This is a genomic window from Streptacidiphilus monticola (assembly GCF_042658505.1).
GTDB classification, from domain to species: Bacteria; Actinomycetota; Actinomycetes; order Streptomycetales; family Streptomycetaceae; genus Streptacidiphilus; species Streptacidiphilus monticola.
This window is the reverse complement of record NZ_JBHSQJ010000064.1, coordinates 136,568-153,684: the sequence shown is the minus strand read 5'-3', so window position 1 is coordinate 153,684 and position 17,117 is coordinate 136,568. Positions and strand designations below refer to the sequence as shown.

Sequence of the window (17,117 nt, the reverse complement as noted above, 5' to 3'; positions counted from 1 at the left end):
GTCCTGGTCGGCGGTTTCGGATCCCGGCTCACAGGGGCCACTGAGGCAGGTAGCCGGAGTGGTGGCGGCGGTTGCGGTCGGAGCCTGTCTCGAACTGCGAGGCGACCGGGAAGTAGCTGGGCAGGAAGGCGCGGAGGACCGAGTCCTGCTCGTCCTCCGGCACGTCGCCGTCCGGGAAGTCGTTCAGGCAGAAGGTGTCGTGCGGCCGCGCGGCCAGGATCCGGGCCAGTTTGGGCCGCTGCTCGGCGAGGCCCACGTTCACGAAGCCCGCGTTGATCCTTCCCGCGACGCTGCGGTGGGTGTAGTAGCCGTAGTAGTGGTGCAGCGAGGAGGCCACCGAGATGTCGCCGAGGCTGCGCAGCTGGTGCGACGCGGTCGCCGCGAACTCCTCGGGGAACCGCTGCTCCAGCTCCGCCAGCACGCTACGCCGCAGCGGGTGCGGCGCGTGGACGAAGGAGCGGACGGGCGTCTGCCCGAAGGCGGCGGCGATCAGGGCCCGGTTGTTGAGGGCGCCGGCCATGCTGTACTCGGTGGCCTCGTGCGGGGCGATCATCGGCACATGGTTGGACGACATGAAGAACCGGGCCTGCCCGTTGCCCTCGAAGAACAGCTCAGGACGTACCGGGCGGCCCACGAAGACGTCGTCGTTGAAGTACAGGAAGTGCTCCGCCAGGCCCTCGATGTGGTGCAGTCGGCTCTCGATGGCATGGGAGTTGTAGGTGGGCAGCCGGCCTGCTGAGCCGAAGATGTCGGTGTGGTCCACGACGCGGATCCGCGGATGCGAGGTGTCCAGCCAGGACGGCACCTGACGGTCGGTCACCAGGTGGATGGTGCGCACCCAGGGTGCGTACATGTCCAGGGAGCGCAGTGAGTAGCGCAGCTCGTCGCGGTTGCGGAAGCGGGCCGCGCTGGTGGCCGCGTCCTCGGTGACGACCCCGAGTTCGGCGAGCGCCGCCTGCTTGCGCTCCGCCCAGGCAAGGTCCGAGCCGTCGACCCAGGTGTAGACGACGTCGATGGGGAACTCCACGTCCCCCCAGAGCGGGCGGGTGAACAGCGCACCGGTCGGGTAGTCGCGGCCGCCAAGGGTCAACCTGCTCTGTTCCATGGCGCGTTGGGGGACCTTGGTGCCGATCGCGGTGCGCGTGGGCGAGTGGAAGAAGGGGGCGCCTTCCGGGTCGTCGTCCCAGAAGGCGACGGTGCAGCCGTAGACCTGGCCGAGGCGCAGGGTCCGCGAGGGGGACACGGCGTTCTGGTAGACGCGCAGGGCGGAGCCGGCCATGGGCTCCAACTCCGTGGCGGCACCGGCGAGTCCGGTCACCACGGGCTTCTGGGCCTGGTCGAGCAGGGCGACGTACACGGGTTCGCGGGCGTGGGCTCCGGCCAGCGCCTTCAGGACCTGGCTCCGGAAGTCGCGGTGCACCGCGACGGTGTGGCGCACCAGGCTGTCGCGGACCACCGCATAGGGGATGTCCGCGGCGTCGAGGGCGTTCGCCACGAGAGTGAGGTTGGCCTGCACCTGGTCGAACGGTGAGCGCCACTCCAGGGGACGGCACAACTGGCCGCCCTGGCTGACCAGGTGCGGATGGCGTTTGAGGATCTCCGCCTCCAGGGCCTGCTGGCGTCCCTTGCGCAGTCTGGTCGGCGCTGCCGGCTCCGCGGCGACCGGTCCGTCCAGGACGGCGGCCAGCTCGTGGGCGGCCAGTCGGTCGAGGCGCGCCTCCTCCCTGGTACCGGCCGCGGCGGTGGCGGCGAGGCGGTCGAAGAGCTTCTGCCAACGCCCGACCGGCGGCTCGGTGGCGGCCCTGCGGTCGGCGGCCTCCCGGGCGGCCGCGCCCATCGCGCGTCGCAGTTCGGCGTCGCCCATGAGCAGGCGCAGCGCCGCCGTCAGACCCGCGACGTCGTCCTGGGGCAGCAGCAGACCGTCGTGGCCGTCCGACACGATCTCCTGTGGGGCGTGCGGGGCGGCGTAGGCGATCACGGGGACACCCGCGGCCTGGGCGTCCAGCAGCGCCGCGCCGTCCACGTCCTCGGCGGCCGTGGACAGGGCCACGCTGGCCTTCGCCCACTCGGTGCTCAACTCCTCGGCAGCGCCGAGGAACTGGACCTGATAGCCCAGTCCCAGCTGTTCGGCCCGCGCGCGCAGGGTCCGGCGCGGCGGGCCGTCGCCGGCCACGCGCAGCGCCCAGTCGGGGAACTCCCCGGCCAGCGCGGCCCAGGCGGTGAGCGCCTGGTCGACCTGTGCCTCCGCCACCAGGTCCGCGACGAGCAGCACCAGGCGGGTCTGCAGGGTCGAGGCGGGTCGGTAGCCGGCGGGAGGGGTGGCCGGCACGACGGCGATCTCGGGTGCCGCGGCCCCCAGCGACTCGAGGAGCCACTGGCGGTCCGCTTCCGCGGCCACCACCAGCGCGTCCGCTCCGGCCGCGTGGCGGAGCAGCGGCTCCACCTCGGGCTGCGGGCGGCATTCCGGCGCCCGGTGCTCCTGATGCACCGTCCACACCTGTGGCGGAGCGGCCTGTTGGGCCACGGCCAGCAGCGCGGGGCTGCCGATGACGAGCACGTCGGTCTCGAGCCTTCGGAGCGCCCGCTCCAGTTCCAGGTCGGTCAGCCGGTTCAGCCGGGGCTCCCAGTCCCGCTGCACCTGGCGGCTGGCGCGCGAGGCGAGCTCGGCCCAGGCGCCCCGCGGGTCGGGCGCGTCCCGCTCCGGACGCGGCGTCGGCCCGGTGGCGTCCACCAGGAAGCGGACCGGGACCGGAGTCGCCGGGGCCTTGCGGGCCGTGCGGAGCACGCTCAGGACCGAGACCTCGTGGCTGCCGTCCAGCTCGGCGGCCTGCCGCAGTGCCCGGCGGCTCTCCGCGCTCGCGTCGTCGGCCGCGACGAGCAAAAAGGTGATCTTCATGTTCTCAGGGGGTCTCGGTCATTCGACTGCAGGTGATGCGGAAGTTGGCTGCGGGCGTGTAGCGGGGCTCGACGACCAGGGGCGCCGCGCCCGGCGCGGCCACCGCGGTCCGCGCCTGTGTCCGGACGCGTGCCGGGTCGTGCAGGTCGTGCAGCCGGTGGCCGAGTCGCAGCCGGCGTCCGTCGGCGGCGCAGAACACGACGTCCCAGTGCTCGGGTCGCCGGCGCGCCGGCGTCATCGCCGTCAGCGGCGCGGCCACGCGCAGCAGGCGATCCCCGAGGCGCTGCGGCCGGATCCGCAGGGTGCGCCCCCGGGCGACGAACTCCACCTCGCCCTCGGCCGCGGTGTCGCCGACGACCCGGAAGTCCACCTGGACGCCGCTGAGGTCGAGATGCACCTGGACCACCTCGGCGCTGGGGCGCAGTGGCGAGACGTGAAGCCGCAGGGTGCCGAAGGTGGTGCGTCCGATGCGGTGGCGCAGGCCCGTCATCACGGACCCCGCCTGCTGCCGGGTGAGACCGTGCTGGGGCCCGGTGGGCTCGGGCAGCACCAGCGGCAGCCGTCGGCTGCCGCCCAGCAGCAGGCCGGCCTTCCAGCGTCCCGCGTCCACGGGCAGCCCACCCAGTCCGGCGCCGAGCAGCACGGCGGCCTCGGCCTGGAGGCGGCCGTCGGCGGTGCGCCGGATCCGGGCGGGAGCGTGCAGGCGCCGCCGGCCCTGACGAAACGTCACTTCGGCCGCGTCGCCCGGGGTTTCCGCCGGCAGCAGCACGCACAGGTTGAGGGTGTGTCCGTCGAGCACGGCGGCGTAGCTGACCACCGCACCATGCCGGGTCCGCCGTGGCACCAGCCAGCGGTCGCGGACTGCGGCGCGCCAGGTCAGCAGCCTTCCGCGCAGACGGGCGGCGTTCATGCCGTCACGCTCCACTCGTGGTCGCGGACCAGAGCCGTCGGCTCCACGGGCGCGCCGCCGCCGGGGAGTTCGTAGGGGCTGGGCACCGGGAAGTAGGCGCCCAGGAACTGCCGCAGCGCCTCGCCGCGGCGGCCGCGGTCCTCGGTGACGACGGTGTCGTTGATGCAGAAGGTGTCCAGCGAACGGGCGGCCAGGATGCGGTTCATCCGGCGCTGGGCGGCCCGGTCGGACAGGTCGACGTAGTCGTAGCGGATCCGGCCGATGGTGGCGCGGGCCGTGTGGTACGCGTAGTAATGGTGCAGCGAGGACGTCACGGACAGGTCGCCGGGCGAACGGAAGCGGGAGAACTGCGTGCGGCGGTGGTCGTCGGCGTAGACCTGCTCGATCTCGGCGAGCACGCTGCGGCGCAGCGCGTGCGGGGTGTGCTTCATCTTCTGCGAGACCACCGTGCCGAAGTGCTGGGCGATCAGCCCACGGGTGTTCTTGCCCGCCGCGTTGACGGGCAGGTCCTCGGCCGCCGGACGGCCGTGCGGGATCAGGGCGTTGGACGGGAAGAACTTGGTCAGCCCGTTCGAGTGGAAGAACAGGTCGGGGGAGACCAGGCGGCCGAAGAGCACGTCGTCGTTGAGGTAGAGGAAGTGCTCGGCGAGCCCGTCGATGTGGTGCAGCTGGCTTTCGATGGCGTGCGAGTTGAACGTCGGGAGCGCGTCGGGGTCGGAGAAGATCTCACGGTGGTCGACCACCCGGATGTCCGGGTGGTCGGTGTTGAGCCAGACCGGACGCTGGCCGGCGGTCACCAGGTGGATACGGCGTACCCAGGGCGCGTACTGGTGGATCGAGCGCAGCGAGTAGCGCAGTTCGTCGTGGCTGGTGAACCGGGAGTCGTTGGCGGCCTGTTCGTGCAGGCGCCCCCCGCCTTGACCGCGGGCCCGGTCCCGCGCGGCCCGCCACACCGGGTCGCTGTCGTCCACCCAGGTGTAGACGACGTCGACGGGGAAGGGGTGGTCCTCGGGCAGCCAGCCGGCGAACTCGGGCAGAGTGGCGACGCCGCCGCCGTCCCCCGGGGTCCGGGCGGAGGTGAACAGCGGGCGGCCCACGGTGACCAGTCCGGTTCCGCTCGGGACGCGGGTGATCACGCGGTTGGGGCGCGGCGCCACCAGTTCGCCGTCCTCCTCGGACCAGAACTCGATTTCGACGCCGGCCTCGGGGCCGTGCACCAACTGCTCGCTGGGGTCGCAGACGTACCAGGCGACCCGGACCGCGGAGTGGCCGCGCAGGCGCCGCCAACTCGCCTGGGCGCCGCCGGGGACCATGTCGTGGCCCTGGGTCGTGGCGGGCCCGACGTGGCCGGCGCCGGATGCGAGTGCGGCGCGCAGCGCCGACTCGGCGGCGGGCCGCTCGTCCGCGGGCACCGCCAGTACGGGCGTCGAGCTGCGGCCGGAACGGACGGCGAAGTGCGTCACGCGGGCCGTTTCCAGGGCGTCGACGACGCGGTCGAAGGCGCGGGCGCGCACCTCCCAGGCCACCGGCGCCTCGCCGCGCTCGGCGCGGACCACTCGCCCCTGGTACCAGAGGGTGCGCCGGACCGCGGCCGCGCTGTGCCTGCCCTTGGCCCTACGGCTGCCTCCGGACAGCCGAACCATGGCTCTGGCGCGCGCACTTGACACCACGGCCGCCGAGTCCTTGACGGTGCTGCGGAGTTCGACGGGCACCCGGCCCGCGATGCCCCGACGGACCGCCACGGGCAGCACCTTGCGGTAGACGGAGACGACCGAAGTGGCTTCGGGGTTGACGCGCCCGCTCACCAGGTCCCCCTCCGTTCTCCATGTGAATGCCGCAGGTGTACATGCCACCAATGTCAGTTGAAGATTTGGTGAACATCGTACGAGGGCATTAGCGTACACATCCCTTCGGCCGTTGCAAGCTGCAAATCAGCAGCTGAGATGCCCTGTGCGGCCAGGAGTCGCACACAAACGAGCCACCTCGGGTGAGAGGCGGCCAAGAAGTTCACGTCAGGAGGAGCAGCTCGAATGGCAACAGGCCAGGGCAAAACGCGCACCAGGGGACAGAAGATACGCAGAGGCATCGCCTGGGGTGCGCTCGGCGTCGTCGTGGTGGGCGGCGGCCTCGGGGTGTGGGCCTACTCACACCTCGACGGCAACATCAGGACGGTCGACATCAAGAAGGCCCTCGGCAACGACCGACCGGCCCAACTCCCCACCGGCGCACAGGACATCCTGCTGCTCGGCTCCGACTCGCGCTCCGGCCTCAACGGCGACGTGATCAACGACCACGAGTACATCGGCGCCCGCTCGGACACCGCGATGCTGGTCCACATCCCGGCCGGCCGCAAGAGGGCGACCGTCGTCAGCATTCCCCGCGACACCCTGGTCGACCGCCCGTCCTGCACCTCGGAGACGGGTCGGCACGTGGCCGCGGCCCACCTGGTCATGTTCAACTCGGTGTTCAGCACCGGCGGTCCGCCCTGTGTGGTGAAGACCATCGAGAAGATGACCGACATCCGGATCGACCACTACGTCGAGATCGACTTCAGCGGCTTCAAGAGCCTCGTCGACGCCATGGGCGGCGTGGACATCACCGTCGACAAGGCCATCGACGACAAGCACTCCGGCCTCGACATCCCGGCCGGCACCAGCAAGTTGAACGGCACTCAGTCCCTGGCCTTCGTCCGGACCCGCTACAGCGTGGGCGACGGCAGCGACCTCGGCCGGATCCAGCTGCAGCAGAAGTTCCTGATCTCCGTCCTCTCGCAGATCCAGAAGCAGAAGTCGCTCAGCGATCCGGTCAAGCTGTACCGGATCGGCGACGCCGCCACCAAGGCGATCACCACCGACTCCGACCTCGGCTCGCTCACCAGCCTGCTCGACTTCGCCAAGAGCATGCAGGGCCTCAACTCCGCCCATCTGCAGACCGTCCAGCTCCCGGTCGCCTACGACGTCAAGAACCCCAACCGCGTCGTCCCCGTCCGGAAGCTGGACGACGAGCTCTGGCAGGCGCTGCGCACGGACGCCCCGATTCCGGAGGCGGTCAAGCACTCGCCCGCGCACGGCACGGTCTGATCACGGCCGGGAGGGGCGGCCCGCAGGCGCCTCCTCCCGGCCGTCGGCGGGCTTCCGCCGCGCTCGGATCCCCGCTCCGGTTCGGAGCCGCACCGGCCGGGCCCGACGGTCACGCCACGACGACCGACGGGACCGACGGCCGACGTCCGAAAGCTCGCGGAGCGCGACGCAGGCTCAGGACAGGCGCGTGAACTCGACCCGGACGAACGGCTGTTCCCCCGGTGGGCCGTGGTAGACGCCCTTGTGCGGGGGCACGTCCCCGTACTCCCGCCCCCGGGCGACGACCACGTGCGACTCACCGGGCCGGGTGCCGTTGGTGGGGTCCTGGCCCACCCACTCCCCGGCCCAGTACTCGACCCAGGCATGCGACTGCCCCTCCACCGGGCGGCCGCGTTCCGCCTCGGACTGCGGATGCAGATAGCCGGAGACGTACCGGGCCGGAAGGCCGGACGCCCGAAGCAGCGCGGCGGTCAGGTGGGCGAAGTCCTGGCACACTCCGGCCCCCTGCTCCCAGACGTCCAGGGCGCCGCTGTGCACGCCGGTGCTTCCGGGGGTGTAGGTGACCCGCCCGCGGACCAGGTCGACGACCGCGGCGGCCGCCTCGTGCGCGTCCAGCCCCGCGGTGGTCTGCCGGGCCAGCGCGGCCAGCCGGTCGGGGACGGTGGTGCGCGGGGTGGGGCTCAGGTACTCGGTCAGCCGGGAGTCCGCCGCCTCCGCGGCGATCAGCTCCCGGCTCGGCGGTGCCGCCAGCGGCGCGGGCGGCGCCGTCTCGACCAGGCTGCCGGCCTCGACCTCCAGCACGGTGTGCTGCTCCGGCAGGTCGAACACCGACACCTGGGTGCCCCAGTAGTCCCAGTAACTCCACACCGGGGCATGCGGTTTGACGGTCACCCTGGCGTCCAGCACGGTCTGCGTCGGCAGCGTGGGCGGGGTCATCCGCAGCTCGTTGTAGGAGGAACTGGCGGGGGCCGCGTAGCCGACCCGCGTCACGTGCCTGATCCGCAGTCTGCTGCCCATCGTGCTCACGCTCCCGCCTCGCTCGTCTCCGCCGGTCCGTACTCGCCCTGGGCGAACTGCAACGACCACTCCACCGGGCCGTCGTAGGGGAAGTAGCGCTCGGCCACCGCCCGGGTGGCCTCGCCGCAGGCGAGTTGCAGCCCGCGCAGCAGCGCCGGAAGCCGGTCCAGTTCGCGGGCGTCCAGGTACTCGAGCCGGGTGCGCATCCGGCCCACGGCCAGCCGGGCGGGCTCCGGACGCTGGAAGGCCGGGGCGCCGCCGGCGGCCCCGCCCAGCTCGGCCAGGCACTCCTCCGCCGTCGTCAGCGCGTGCAGCACCGACCGCGGGAAGCCCCGGTCCAGCAGCAGGAACGCCGCCGCCTCCGCCGGGTCGCCGCCCGCGCCGTGGGCGCGGCGGAAGGCCTCGTCCGCACCGCTCGCGCCGAGCAGGGTGGGCCAGTCCGGCGCGTGCAGCGCGGCCAGCACCCGGACGGCGAGCAGTCGGGCGGTCATGTCGACCCTTTCGAGGCTGCGGCCCAGGACGACGAAGCGCCAGCCGTCGTCGCGGTTCATGGTGGAGTCGGCCAGCCCGAAGAAGAGCGCGGCCCGGCGCCGGACCAGCCCCAGGTAGGCGCCCGGCCCGGTGCGGCGGGCGGCGGCGCGCTGCTCGCCGAGCTGGTGCCAGGTGGAGTTGAGGGTCTCCCACATCTCGGTGGAGACGACCTCACGGGCCGTCAGCGCGTTCTGCCGGGCCGCCGCGAGGGCGCCCTCGATGGAGCCGGGGCTGACGGCGTCGAAGGCCAGCCGGGCCAGCACCGAGTCCATCGAGCAGGGCTGGTCCGGCCCGACGACGACGCCGAGGATCGCGTGCAGCGAACGGCAGGCGGCGTCCTCGTCGCTCCAGGGGTCCTCCAGCAGCCGGTGCAGGTAGGCGTCGAGGATGCGCGCGGTGTCGTCCGCCCGCTCGACGTAGCGGCCGAGCCAGAACAGCGACTCGGCGATGCGGGAGAGCATGGTGTCGGCGACGGTCACTGCTGCTGCGCCTCCTCCTGGGTGCGGACGGCCTGGCTGCCCGGGCCGAGCTGACGGGGGCTCACGTCCTGTACGGCGACCGGGACATCCGGCTGCGGCGCCGCCTGCTGAATCGTTTCCTCCAGGGTGGGCACCCGCGGTCCCGGAAGTACCCAGGTGTCCTTCGAGCCGCCGCCCTGGCTGGAGTTGACGATGAGGTTGCCCTCGCCGAGCGCCACCCGGGTCAGCCCGCCGGGCAGCAGCCAGACGTCCCTGCCGTCGTGGACCGCGAAGGGGCGCAGGTCGATGTGGCGGGGCGCCAGCACGTCGCGACCGTCCGAGCTGCGGGAGAGGGTGGGCGAGGTGGACAGCGCCACCGGCCGCTGCGCGATCCAGCCGCGCGGGTCGGCGGCCACCTCCTTGGCCAGGGCCGCCAGGCGTGGCCGCTCCGCCTTGGGCCCGATGACGATGCCCTTGCCCCCGGCTCCGTCCACCGGCTTGAGCACCAGCCGGTCCAGCTGGTCCAGCACCTCCTCCAGCCGTCCGGGCTCCTCCGGCCGGATCGTCTCGACGTTGGGCAGCAGCGGCTCCTCCGCCAGGTAGTAGCGGATCAGGTCAGGGACGTAGGTGTAGAGCAGCTTGTCGTCCGCGATGCCGTTGCCGACGGCGTTGGCCAGGGTGACGTTGCCCGCGTGCGCGGCGCCGAGGATGCCCGGGACGCCGATGACCGAGTCGGGCCGGAAGTGCAGCGGGTCCAGGAAGTCGTCGTCGAGCCGCCGGTACACCACGTGCACCGGCTGCTCGCCCCGGGTAGTGCGCATCCGCACCCGGTTGTTCACGCAGACCAGGTCACGTCCCTCGACCAGCTGCACGCCCATCAGCCGGGCCAGCAGCGCGTGTTCGAAGTACGCGGCGTTGTGGACGCCAGGGGTGAGCACCACCACGACCGGCTCGTCCACCCCGTCCGGCGCGCAGGCCCGCAGCGCGGCGAGCAGCCGCTGCGGGTACTCGTCGACCGGCCGCACCGGCTGGTCGGCGAAGAGGGAGGGGAAGGTCCGGGTCATCACCCGTCGGTTCTCGATGACGTAGGAGACCCCGGACGGCACCCGGACGTTGTCCTCCAGCACGCGGAACCGCCCCGCCTCGTCCCGGACCAGGTCGATGCCCGCGACGTGGATGCGCACCCCGCCGGGCGGCTCGATGCCGTGCGCCGCCCGGTGGAAGTGCGGAGAGGAGTACAGCAGCCGGTAGGGCACCACACCGTCGGCGAGGACGCGCTGCCGCCCGTAGGCGTCGGCGAGGAAGGCCTCCAGGGCCAGTACCCGCTGCCTCACGCCCCGCACCAGGCCGTCCCACTCGACGGCCTCCAGCACGCGCGGCACCAGGTCCAGCGGGAACGGCCGCTCCTCCCCGCCGTAGGAGTAGGTCACGCCCCGGTCGGTGAAGGCCCGGGCCATCTGGTCGGTGCGGAAGCGCAGGTCCCCTGCGTCGAGCGGCTGGAGCGCCGCGAACACGGCCGCGTAGGCCGGGCGCACGGCGCCAGGGCTCTCGAACATCTCGTCCCACGCGTCCGCCGGCGTGTACGAGTCGAAAATGTCCGCCATTCAGCGAAGTTATGGCCCGTCCGTTTCGACGGAATGTCAGCTGCCTTACCGAATGCGCACAACCGCCCCTCAGCTCGACTCTTTCGGGGATCCTGGTCGCCCGCGTGAGCTGACGGCTCGCCAGGAACGGGGGCGTCGAGTGCCCGCGCGGTCGAGGTGGCCCTGGAAGGCTGTCCGCGGCCTACGGCCCTGTGTGACTGGGGGACCGCTCAACTCCCCTCCGCCTCACCCCACATCCCGCCGTCGCAGGCCGGCGAGACCAGCTCCCAGCAGCGCCGCCGACAGCAGCACCAGCCACACCAGCGGCGCCGTCCGCAGCTCCCCGCCCGGCAGCCGCGGCACGTGGGTGAACGGGGTGAGGTCCAGCAGCCACTGCCCGGCGTCGACCACGGGCCCGAGGTAGGCGATCAGCAGGGCCACACCCAGCACGCCCCAGGCGGCTGTCGTCCACCGCGGCAGCAGTCCGAACAACGCCGTGCCGAATCCCGCGAACAGCCAGACGGCGGGCACTTGGACCAGAGCCGCGCCCAGGAGCCTGCCGGTCCAGGTGCCGGCGTCGCCGAGGACCGCACCCGTGCCCAGGCCCGCCCCGAGTCCGCCCGCGAGCAGCAGCGCGGCCGAGCCGGCGAGCGGATAGGCGAGAAGACCGGCCGCCCAGGACAGTCGGCCGACCGCCCCGGCGAGCAGCGGTTCGGCCCGCCCCCCGGTCTCCTCGCCGCGCAGCCGCAGGGTGCTCTGGACGGCGTAGGCGGCCGAGGCCATCGCCAGGAAGGTCATGCAGGTGGACAGATAGGAGTCGACAACCCCGGTGGTGCCGCCCATGCGCTCCATCATCTGCGCGACCTGGGCGCTGTCGTCCACGAGTTGTCGCACCCCGTCGGTGATCGCGCCGAGCACCAGACCGGAGACGAGCAGCGCAGCGGTCCAGCCCCACAGGCCGGCCCGCTGGAGCCGCCAGGCCAGCCCGGCGGCACCGCGGAGCGAGGACGGAGCGTCCGCGGGACCCGGCCGGTCGGGAAGCAGGCCGGCCCCGTGGTCACGCCGCAGCAGCAGCGCGTACGCTCCCGTCATCTCCGCGGCGGCGACGACCAGTTGGAGCAGCAGCACCCACCAGCGGTCGGCCGCGAAGGGCTGGACCTGTTCGGCCCAGCCGATCGGGGAGAGCCACACCAGCCAGTGCCCGGCGCCGTGCGGACCGGCCGCGTCGCCGACGGTGCGCAGCAGGAAGGCCAGCCCCAGCAGCGCCCCGCCCAGTCCGTTGGCCGCCCGCCCGGTCCGGGCCACCTGGGCCGCCAGTGCGGCCACTCCGGCGAACAGCAGGCCGGTTGCGGCGTACGCGAGGCCGAGGGCCAGCGAACCTGACGCGGCCTCACCGAGCGTCAGGAGGACGACGGTTGCGACCGCGCCGACCGTGGCACAGGAGACGGCGGCGGTCGTGAGGGCGGCGCTGAGAGCGGTGCCGCGTCCGACGGCTCCCGCGCCGAGCAGCTCCAGTCGCCCCGCCTCCTCCTCGGCCCGGGTGTGCCGGGTCACCAGCAGCAGGCAGAGCAGCCCGATCATCAGTCCGCCGTAGGGCAGCGCCCGCCAGGCGACGACCGCGCCGAGCGAGTGCGTGTCGTAGAGCGGCCCGTAGAGGGCGCGCAGCGAGGGGTTGCCGTTGATGCTCGCCGCCAACCGGTCGCGGGACGCCTGGTCCGGGTAGAGCTTCCGGATCGAGAAGGCCGTGCCGGCCACGGTCGCGATGAGGGCGTAGAGCCAGACCGGGAGCATGATCCGGTCCCGGCGCAGGGCGAGCCGCAGCAGCGGGGACAGCCCGGCGGTGAGGGTGGTCATGCGCCGACCGCCTCGGTCTGGTAGTGGCGCAGGAACAGCTCCTCGAGCGTGGGCGGCCTGCTGGTCAGCGAGCGGACGCCGGCGTCGGCCAGGGCCCGCACCAGTGCCTCCAGATGCTCGCCGTCCACCTGGCAGCGCAGCCGGTTCCCGGTCACCTCCACGTCGTGCAGCCCTGGCAGTGCGGCCAACCCGTCGGCGGCCGCCGTCAGTTCCGCCTCCACCGAGGTCCGGGTCAGATGCCGCAGCTCGGAGAGCGTGCCGGTCTCCACGGTCCGCCCGGCCCGGATGATGCTCACCCGGTCGCACAGTGCCTCGACCTCCGACAGGATGTGGCTGGACAGCAGCACCGTGCGGCCCGCCGCCCTGGCCTCTGTGACGCAGCCGCGGAAGACCTCCTCCATCAGCGGGTCGAGGCCGGAGGTGGGCTCGTCCAGGATCAGCAGCTCGGTGTCGGCGGCGAACGCGGCCACGAGGGCGACCTTCTGCCGGTTGCCCTTGGAGTAGGCGTTGCCCTTCTTGGTCGGGTCCAGCTCGAAGCGCTCCAGCAGTTCCCTCTTGCGCGCCGGGTCCGCCCCGCCGCGGAGCCCGGCCAGCAGGTCGATCGCCTCACCGCCCGTCAGGTTCCGCCACAGCGTCACATCGCCCGGGACGTAACTCAGTCGGCGGTGCAGGGCGACCGCGTTCCGCCAGGGGTCGCCGCCGAGCAGCCGGGCCTCGCCGCCGTCGGCGCGGATCAGGCCGAGCAGGACGCGGATGGTGGTGGACTTGCCCGCGCCGTTGGGACCGAGGAAGCCGTGGACCTCCCCCTGCTCGACCGCGAGGTCCAGCCCGTCGAGGGCACGGGTCCGGCCGAAGCTCTTGACCAGGCCGGTAACGGAGAGCGCCGTTGTCATGGGGGTGACGCTACTCTGGTTTCACAATTTTGTGAATGTTACGAATCGTCTGTCCATCGAGCTATCCTCGCCCCATGGCGACCAATCCCTTGCAGCCCCCGGCCACCGAGCGCGACGTGCCCGACCCGGCCGCGATGCGGGACTTCGTCGAGCGCTTCGCGACCGTCCTCACCGAGAGCGGCATCCCGCGCATGCCCTCGCGCGTCTTCGTCGCCCTCCTCGCCACCGACTCGGGCCGACTCACGTCGGCACAGCTCGCCAAGCAGCTGGAGATCAGTCCAGCGGCCGTCTCCGGGGCGGTCCGTTACCTGGTCCAGGTCGGCCTGGTCACCCGTGAGCGCGAGCCCGGCACGCGCCGGGACCGCTATCGCGTCCTTGACGACGTCTGGCAGGAGGCGCTGACCAACCGCGACCACGTGCTCGCCCGCTGGGAGTCCGCCCTCGCGGAAGGTGTCGCCCTGCTCGGCCCCGACTCCCCGGCCGGCAGTCGGCTACGCGCCTCCCAGGAGCTCTTCGCCTTCCTCCGCCGCGAGATGCCGCTGCTGCTGGAACGCTGGAACGCCGAAAGAGCCGCAGCCCACGGAGACTGACCGGGCGTCAGGTCGCGGCCGTGGCCGGGGCTTCAGTCCCGAAGTGGTCGACATGTCGACCGACGCCACATCGGACTCCTCGACAGCGCGTACCACTGAGGGCACCTTGCCGACGGCCTCGTCGTGGATCGGCACCTGCGCCGCGGGGTGCCCGCTCCTGCCGGCGGGCGCGCCCAGGGGGCAGCCACTGCGGAATCCGGGCGTTGGGCCCTCGCCCGAGGAAGCACGTTCCGCCGGTTCCTGGGAGCCCGGGCAGCTCCGCCGCCAGTCCACTCCGCGGAAAAGCTGACAGCGCAAATTCTGCGCATGCCCGGAAGCGGACGCTGGTTTCGGAGCGCGCCCTCCCCGTCGGAATGCCTCTTAATATGGAAGAAGTCCTGAGGTATCGAGGGTGAAATTGAAGGGGGCGGGTACGTGGATCGCCTGCCCAAAGTCTGCATCCTCACGCATGCGGTACCGCCCTGCGTCAATCTCCTGGAAGAGTGTCACCGTTTTTTGCTGGGCGTCTACGATCAGGTACAGCGGAATGCCCATGATGGGGTAATCTCTCAGCTTTCCCGCCCAGTCGTTCTCGGGATTGGAAGGAGAGACGACCTCGACGGCGATCAGTGCAAGATCCGCCGGGGTGGTGTTCTTTCCCGTCGTCATGGCCTCGTCGGGCAAGTAGGTGAGGTCGGGGTTGCGCAACTTTGCAACCTCTGGGGAGTACAGGTCGGTATTGTTGGAGAACAGGTAGCCGACTGGTGCATGGCGCTCGAATTGGCGCTGGATGATGGCGAGGTTGCGCTGATGAATATCGGTGGGCGACGCCTGCATGACGATCGTGTCGCCGGAGAATTCAACTTTCCAGTCCGAGGGAATCCGGCGGCGGACCTCTTCGATCATCTGAAGGTGCTTCGGGTCGATGCTCAACGGGGCTCCTCCTGGGGGCGGCAGGCCCAGCGTACTGGGGCAGGCCACCCCTCGCTGTCCTGGCCGCGGCATTACGTCAGCCCATGGAGATCTTTGGGGCGTCAGGAGTGGGGCCCAGCGGCCCTGGGGGGCTATGGGGTGGCTGCAATGAGTTGCCAGGTGCCGCGGGTGCGGATGAGTCCGAGGTTGATCAGTGGCCGAGGTTGAAGCGGCCGCCCGACTGTGCAGCCTGGAGTGGTTCGAGGCTTCCGCGGCAGCGAAGTAGCCGGTTGCCCCAACGGCGGTAGTTACGGCAGGCACAATCCCCTGCCAGCCGTGGGCGTAGTCTGAGCGGGCGTCGGGCCTGGCAGGGTGAAGCCCCTGCGGGTTGGGGACGAAAGGTCGGCCGTGCGTGCGACGTGACACATGGGCGGCTCGGTCGGCGGTAGCGGGGGGATCCGGGTGGGGTTGGAGATCGAGAGTCGGCCGTCGGAGTTGCCCTACGTCGAGAGGGTGTGGCGCAGCCGCAGTGTCGAGGTCGGCCGGATGGTGTCGGTCGCCGCGTCGCATTGGGAGCTCGTGTTCTGGGAGCACGAAGGCAACGTGCAGGCGGCCGTGCTGGGACCGGAACCCAGGGCCTGCCTGGCTCCCGTTCCCAGGGACGCCACCTTCTTCGGGATCAGCTTCGCCCTCGGCACCTCGATGCCTCATGTGCCGATCAGCCGGCTCGTGGGTGGCAGCGCGGAGATTCCCGACGTGTCCCGCCACTCCGTGTGGCTCAAGGGTTCGGCCTGGCACGTGCCCGATTACGACAATGCGGAGGCGTTCGTGCGGCGCATGGTGCGTGAGGGGATTGTCGACTGCGACCCGATCGTGCCCGCGGTGCTTGCGGGCGCGACCCCCGACGTCTCCGAGCGGACGCTCCAGCGGCGTTTCGTCGCGGCCACGGGCCTCACCCAGGGGGCGATCCGGCAGATCCACCGTGCCCGCGAGGCGGCGGTGTTGATCCAGGAGGGGGTGCCGGCACTGGAAGTCGTGCACCGGCTGGGCTACTTCGACCAGCCGCACCTGGCGCGGTCCTTGACCCGGTTCATCGGCCGGACCGCCACTCAACTGAGCACTCCGGACCGGGCGGAGCCGCTGTCGCTTCTGTACAAGCCCTCCTCGCCGGCGCCCGCATAGTCTTCCTGACGTAGCCGACGGGGTGGCCCGCCCGGACCGGAGTGCGCTTCGGCCGGACCTGGGCAGACGGCCCCCGCACTCGTCAGGAGGATGCATGCGCAAGGTCGTTTCGGGTCTGTTCGTTTCGCTCGACGGTGTCGCCCAGGCGCCGAACGAGTGGCAGTTCGCGTTCGACGAGGAGATGGGCGCGGCCCTGGGAAAGGCGCTGGAGGAGGCCGACACGATTCTGCTGGGTCGGGTGACCTTCACCGAGTGGGCCGGGTACTGGCCCACGGTGACCGACGGCGAGGACGCCGGCTTCGCCAAGTGGATCAACGACTCGCCCAAGTACGTCGTCTCCTCCACGCTGGAGAGCGTGGACGACTGGGCGAACAGCACGCTCGTCAAGGGCGACCTGAGGGCCGCGCTGGAAGACCTCAAGGCCCAAGAGGGGAAGGACATCACCGTCGCGGGCAGTCCCACGCTGGTGCGTTCGCTTCTGGAGCAGGACCTGCTGGACGAACTGGTCCTGCTGATCCACCCGGTGGTGGCCGGCGGAGGCCGCAGGAAGCTGTTCGCCGATGACGCCGCTCTGAAGAAGCTGGAGCTGGTCAGCGCTCAGCCGACCAGCAGCGGGGTGATCATCGCAACCTACCGTCCGACGCGCTGATCACGGCTCGACCCGGGCCGGGGCCAAGGACGCGTAGCAACCCGCCTACGGCGAGCGTTCGTCAGACCGGCGACTGCTGTGCAGCGGCGGCACCCGGCCGACCGCCTCGGCAGGCACGTCACGGCGGCCCTGGTGTCCGCGGAGGCACCTTGGTTCGACGTCTGACGTTGCCCGCCTTCAATCCCGTACCCAGAGGAATGACACATGTCCCTGCTCCCCGGCGGGTTCGATGAATCCGTGGTGGTCCGCGCTGCGGATTTCCGGACCAGCAGCACCTGGACCAACGCCAGAGAGAGTCACCGTACCGGCTGAACCGCAGCCGGTTGTGCGGACCGCGCGAACCCCGGCCCCCGTCCTCGATCGGACAGGGCCGGGTTCTCACCATCCACCCAACTGAGCGTCCCACCACTGGAGTTGCGACAGGCGCGTCTTGAGGTTGCCGTCCGGACGAGACTCGTCTCCGCCGTCAACAGCCGAAGCCTCCCGAACCCGGGAAGGCGTGCAGGTGCACCTGGCACGGGCCCCGCGGCGTCGAGGTCCGGCGGAGTGTTTCCCGCGTGAACGGGCTTCTCTGGCGGGTATG

Annotated in this window: 13 protein-coding genes; 4 read left to right on the top strand and 9 right to left on the bottom strand. The window is 71.7% G+C overall.

Going from position 1 to position 17,117, the window contains the following annotated elements; genetic code table 11:
- Positions 1-28 precede the first annotated feature (28 nt).
- Genes ACFP3V_RS16250 through ACFP3V_RS16240 form a run of 3 tightly spaced genes read right to left on the bottom strand, consistent with a single transcriptional unit; the run spans position 29 to position 5,611 of the window.
- Positions 29-2,896 (bottom strand): stealth conserved region 3 domain-containing protein, encoded by a 2,868-nt coding sequence (locus ACFP3V_RS16250; protein ID WP_380583937.1) that lies wholly within the window; start codon positions 2,894-2,896, stop codon positions 29-31.
- A 4-nt stretch (positions 2,897-2,900) separates the two neighbouring features.
- Entirely contained in the window at positions 2,901-3,806 is a 906-nt protein-coding gene (locus tag ACFP3V_RS16245) for a hypothetical protein (protein WP_380583935.1), read from the bottom strand.
- Positions 3,803-5,611 (bottom strand): stealth family protein, encoded by a 1,809-nt coding sequence (locus ACFP3V_RS16240; RefSeq protein WP_380583933.1) that lies wholly within the window; start codon positions 5,609-5,611, stop codon positions 3,803-3,805. The genes ACFP3V_RS16245 and ACFP3V_RS16240 overlap by 4 nt, the downstream gene beginning before the upstream one ends.
- A 225-nt stretch (positions 5,612-5,836) precedes the next feature.
- Here ACFP3V_RS16240 and ACFP3V_RS16235 point away from each other — a divergent pair, with 225 nt between their 5' ends.
- Positions 5,837-6,886, top strand: a complete 1,050-nt coding sequence (locus ACFP3V_RS16235; RefSeq protein WP_380583931.1) for an LCP family protein — start codon at positions 5,837-5,839, stop codon at positions 6,884-6,886.
- Between the two features lie 174 nt (positions 6,887-7,060).
- Here ACFP3V_RS16235 and ACFP3V_RS16230 read toward each other — a convergent pair whose 3' ends face one another.
- From ACFP3V_RS16230 to ACFP3V_RS16210, 5 genes are all read right to left on the bottom strand, one after another.
- On the bottom strand, positions 7,061-7,903 hold the full coding sequence (locus ACFP3V_RS16230; protein ID WP_380583929.1) for a transglutaminase family protein: 843 nt from the start codon (positions 7,901-7,903) through the stop codon (positions 7,061-7,063).
- Positions 7,904-7,908: 5 nt separating this feature from the next.
- Positions 7,909-8,895: an alpha-E domain-containing protein gene (locus tag ACFP3V_RS16225; protein ID WP_380583992.1), complete on the bottom strand. Its 987-nt coding sequence runs from the start codon at positions 8,893-8,895 to the stop codon at positions 7,909-7,911.
- A gap of 14 nt (positions 8,896-8,909) precedes the next feature.
- Positions 8,910-10,496, bottom strand: a complete 1,587-nt coding sequence (locus ACFP3V_RS16220) for a circularly permuted type 2 ATP-grasp protein (RefSeq protein WP_380583927.1) — start codon at positions 10,494-10,496, stop codon at positions 8,910-8,912.
- Between the two features lie 225 nt (positions 10,497-10,721).
- Positions 10,722-12,329: an ABC transporter permease gene (locus tag ACFP3V_RS16215; RefSeq protein ID WP_380583925.1), complete on the bottom strand. Its 1,608-nt coding sequence runs from the start codon at positions 12,327-12,329 to the stop codon at positions 10,722-10,724.
- Complete coding sequence (locus ACFP3V_RS16210) at positions 12,326-13,222, bottom strand: ABC transporter ATP-binding protein (RefSeq protein WP_380583924.1); 897 nt, start codon at positions 13,220-13,222, stop codon at positions 12,326-12,328. The genes ACFP3V_RS16215 and ACFP3V_RS16210 overlap by 4 nt, the downstream gene beginning before the upstream one ends.
- A 74-nt stretch (positions 13,223-13,296) precedes the next feature.
- Between ACFP3V_RS16210 and ACFP3V_RS16205 the strand changes: the two genes are divergently transcribed.
- Positions 13,297-13,812 carry a GbsR/MarR family transcriptional regulator gene (locus tag ACFP3V_RS16205; protein WP_380583922.1) on the top strand — a complete coding sequence of 172 codons (516 nt, stop codon included), beginning with the start codon at positions 13,297-13,299 and terminating at the stop codon, positions 13,810-13,812.
- 360 nt (positions 13,813-14,172) lie between these two features.
- On the opposite strand, the gene ACFP3V_RS16200 is transcribed toward ACFP3V_RS16205, so the two are convergent.
- Positions 14,173-14,724, bottom strand: coding sequence for a Uma2 family endonuclease (locus tag ACFP3V_RS16200; RefSeq protein ID WP_380583920.1), 552 nt, complete (start codon positions 14,722-14,724; stop codon positions 14,173-14,175).
- A gap of 441 nt (positions 14,725-15,165) precedes the next feature.
- On the opposite strand from ACFP3V_RS16200, the gene ACFP3V_RS16195 reads away from it, so the two are divergent.
- Positions 15,166-15,885 (top strand): helix-turn-helix domain-containing protein, encoded by a 720-nt coding sequence (locus tag ACFP3V_RS16195; protein ID WP_380583918.1) that lies wholly within the window; start codon positions 15,166-15,168, stop codon positions 15,883-15,885.
- Positions 15,886-15,979: 94 nt separating this feature from the next.
- Positions 15,980-16,534, top strand: a complete 555-nt coding sequence (locus ACFP3V_RS16190; RefSeq protein WP_380583916.1) for a dihydrofolate reductase family protein — start codon at positions 15,980-15,982, stop codon at positions 16,532-16,534.
- Positions 16,535-17,117: the final 583 nt, after the last annotated feature.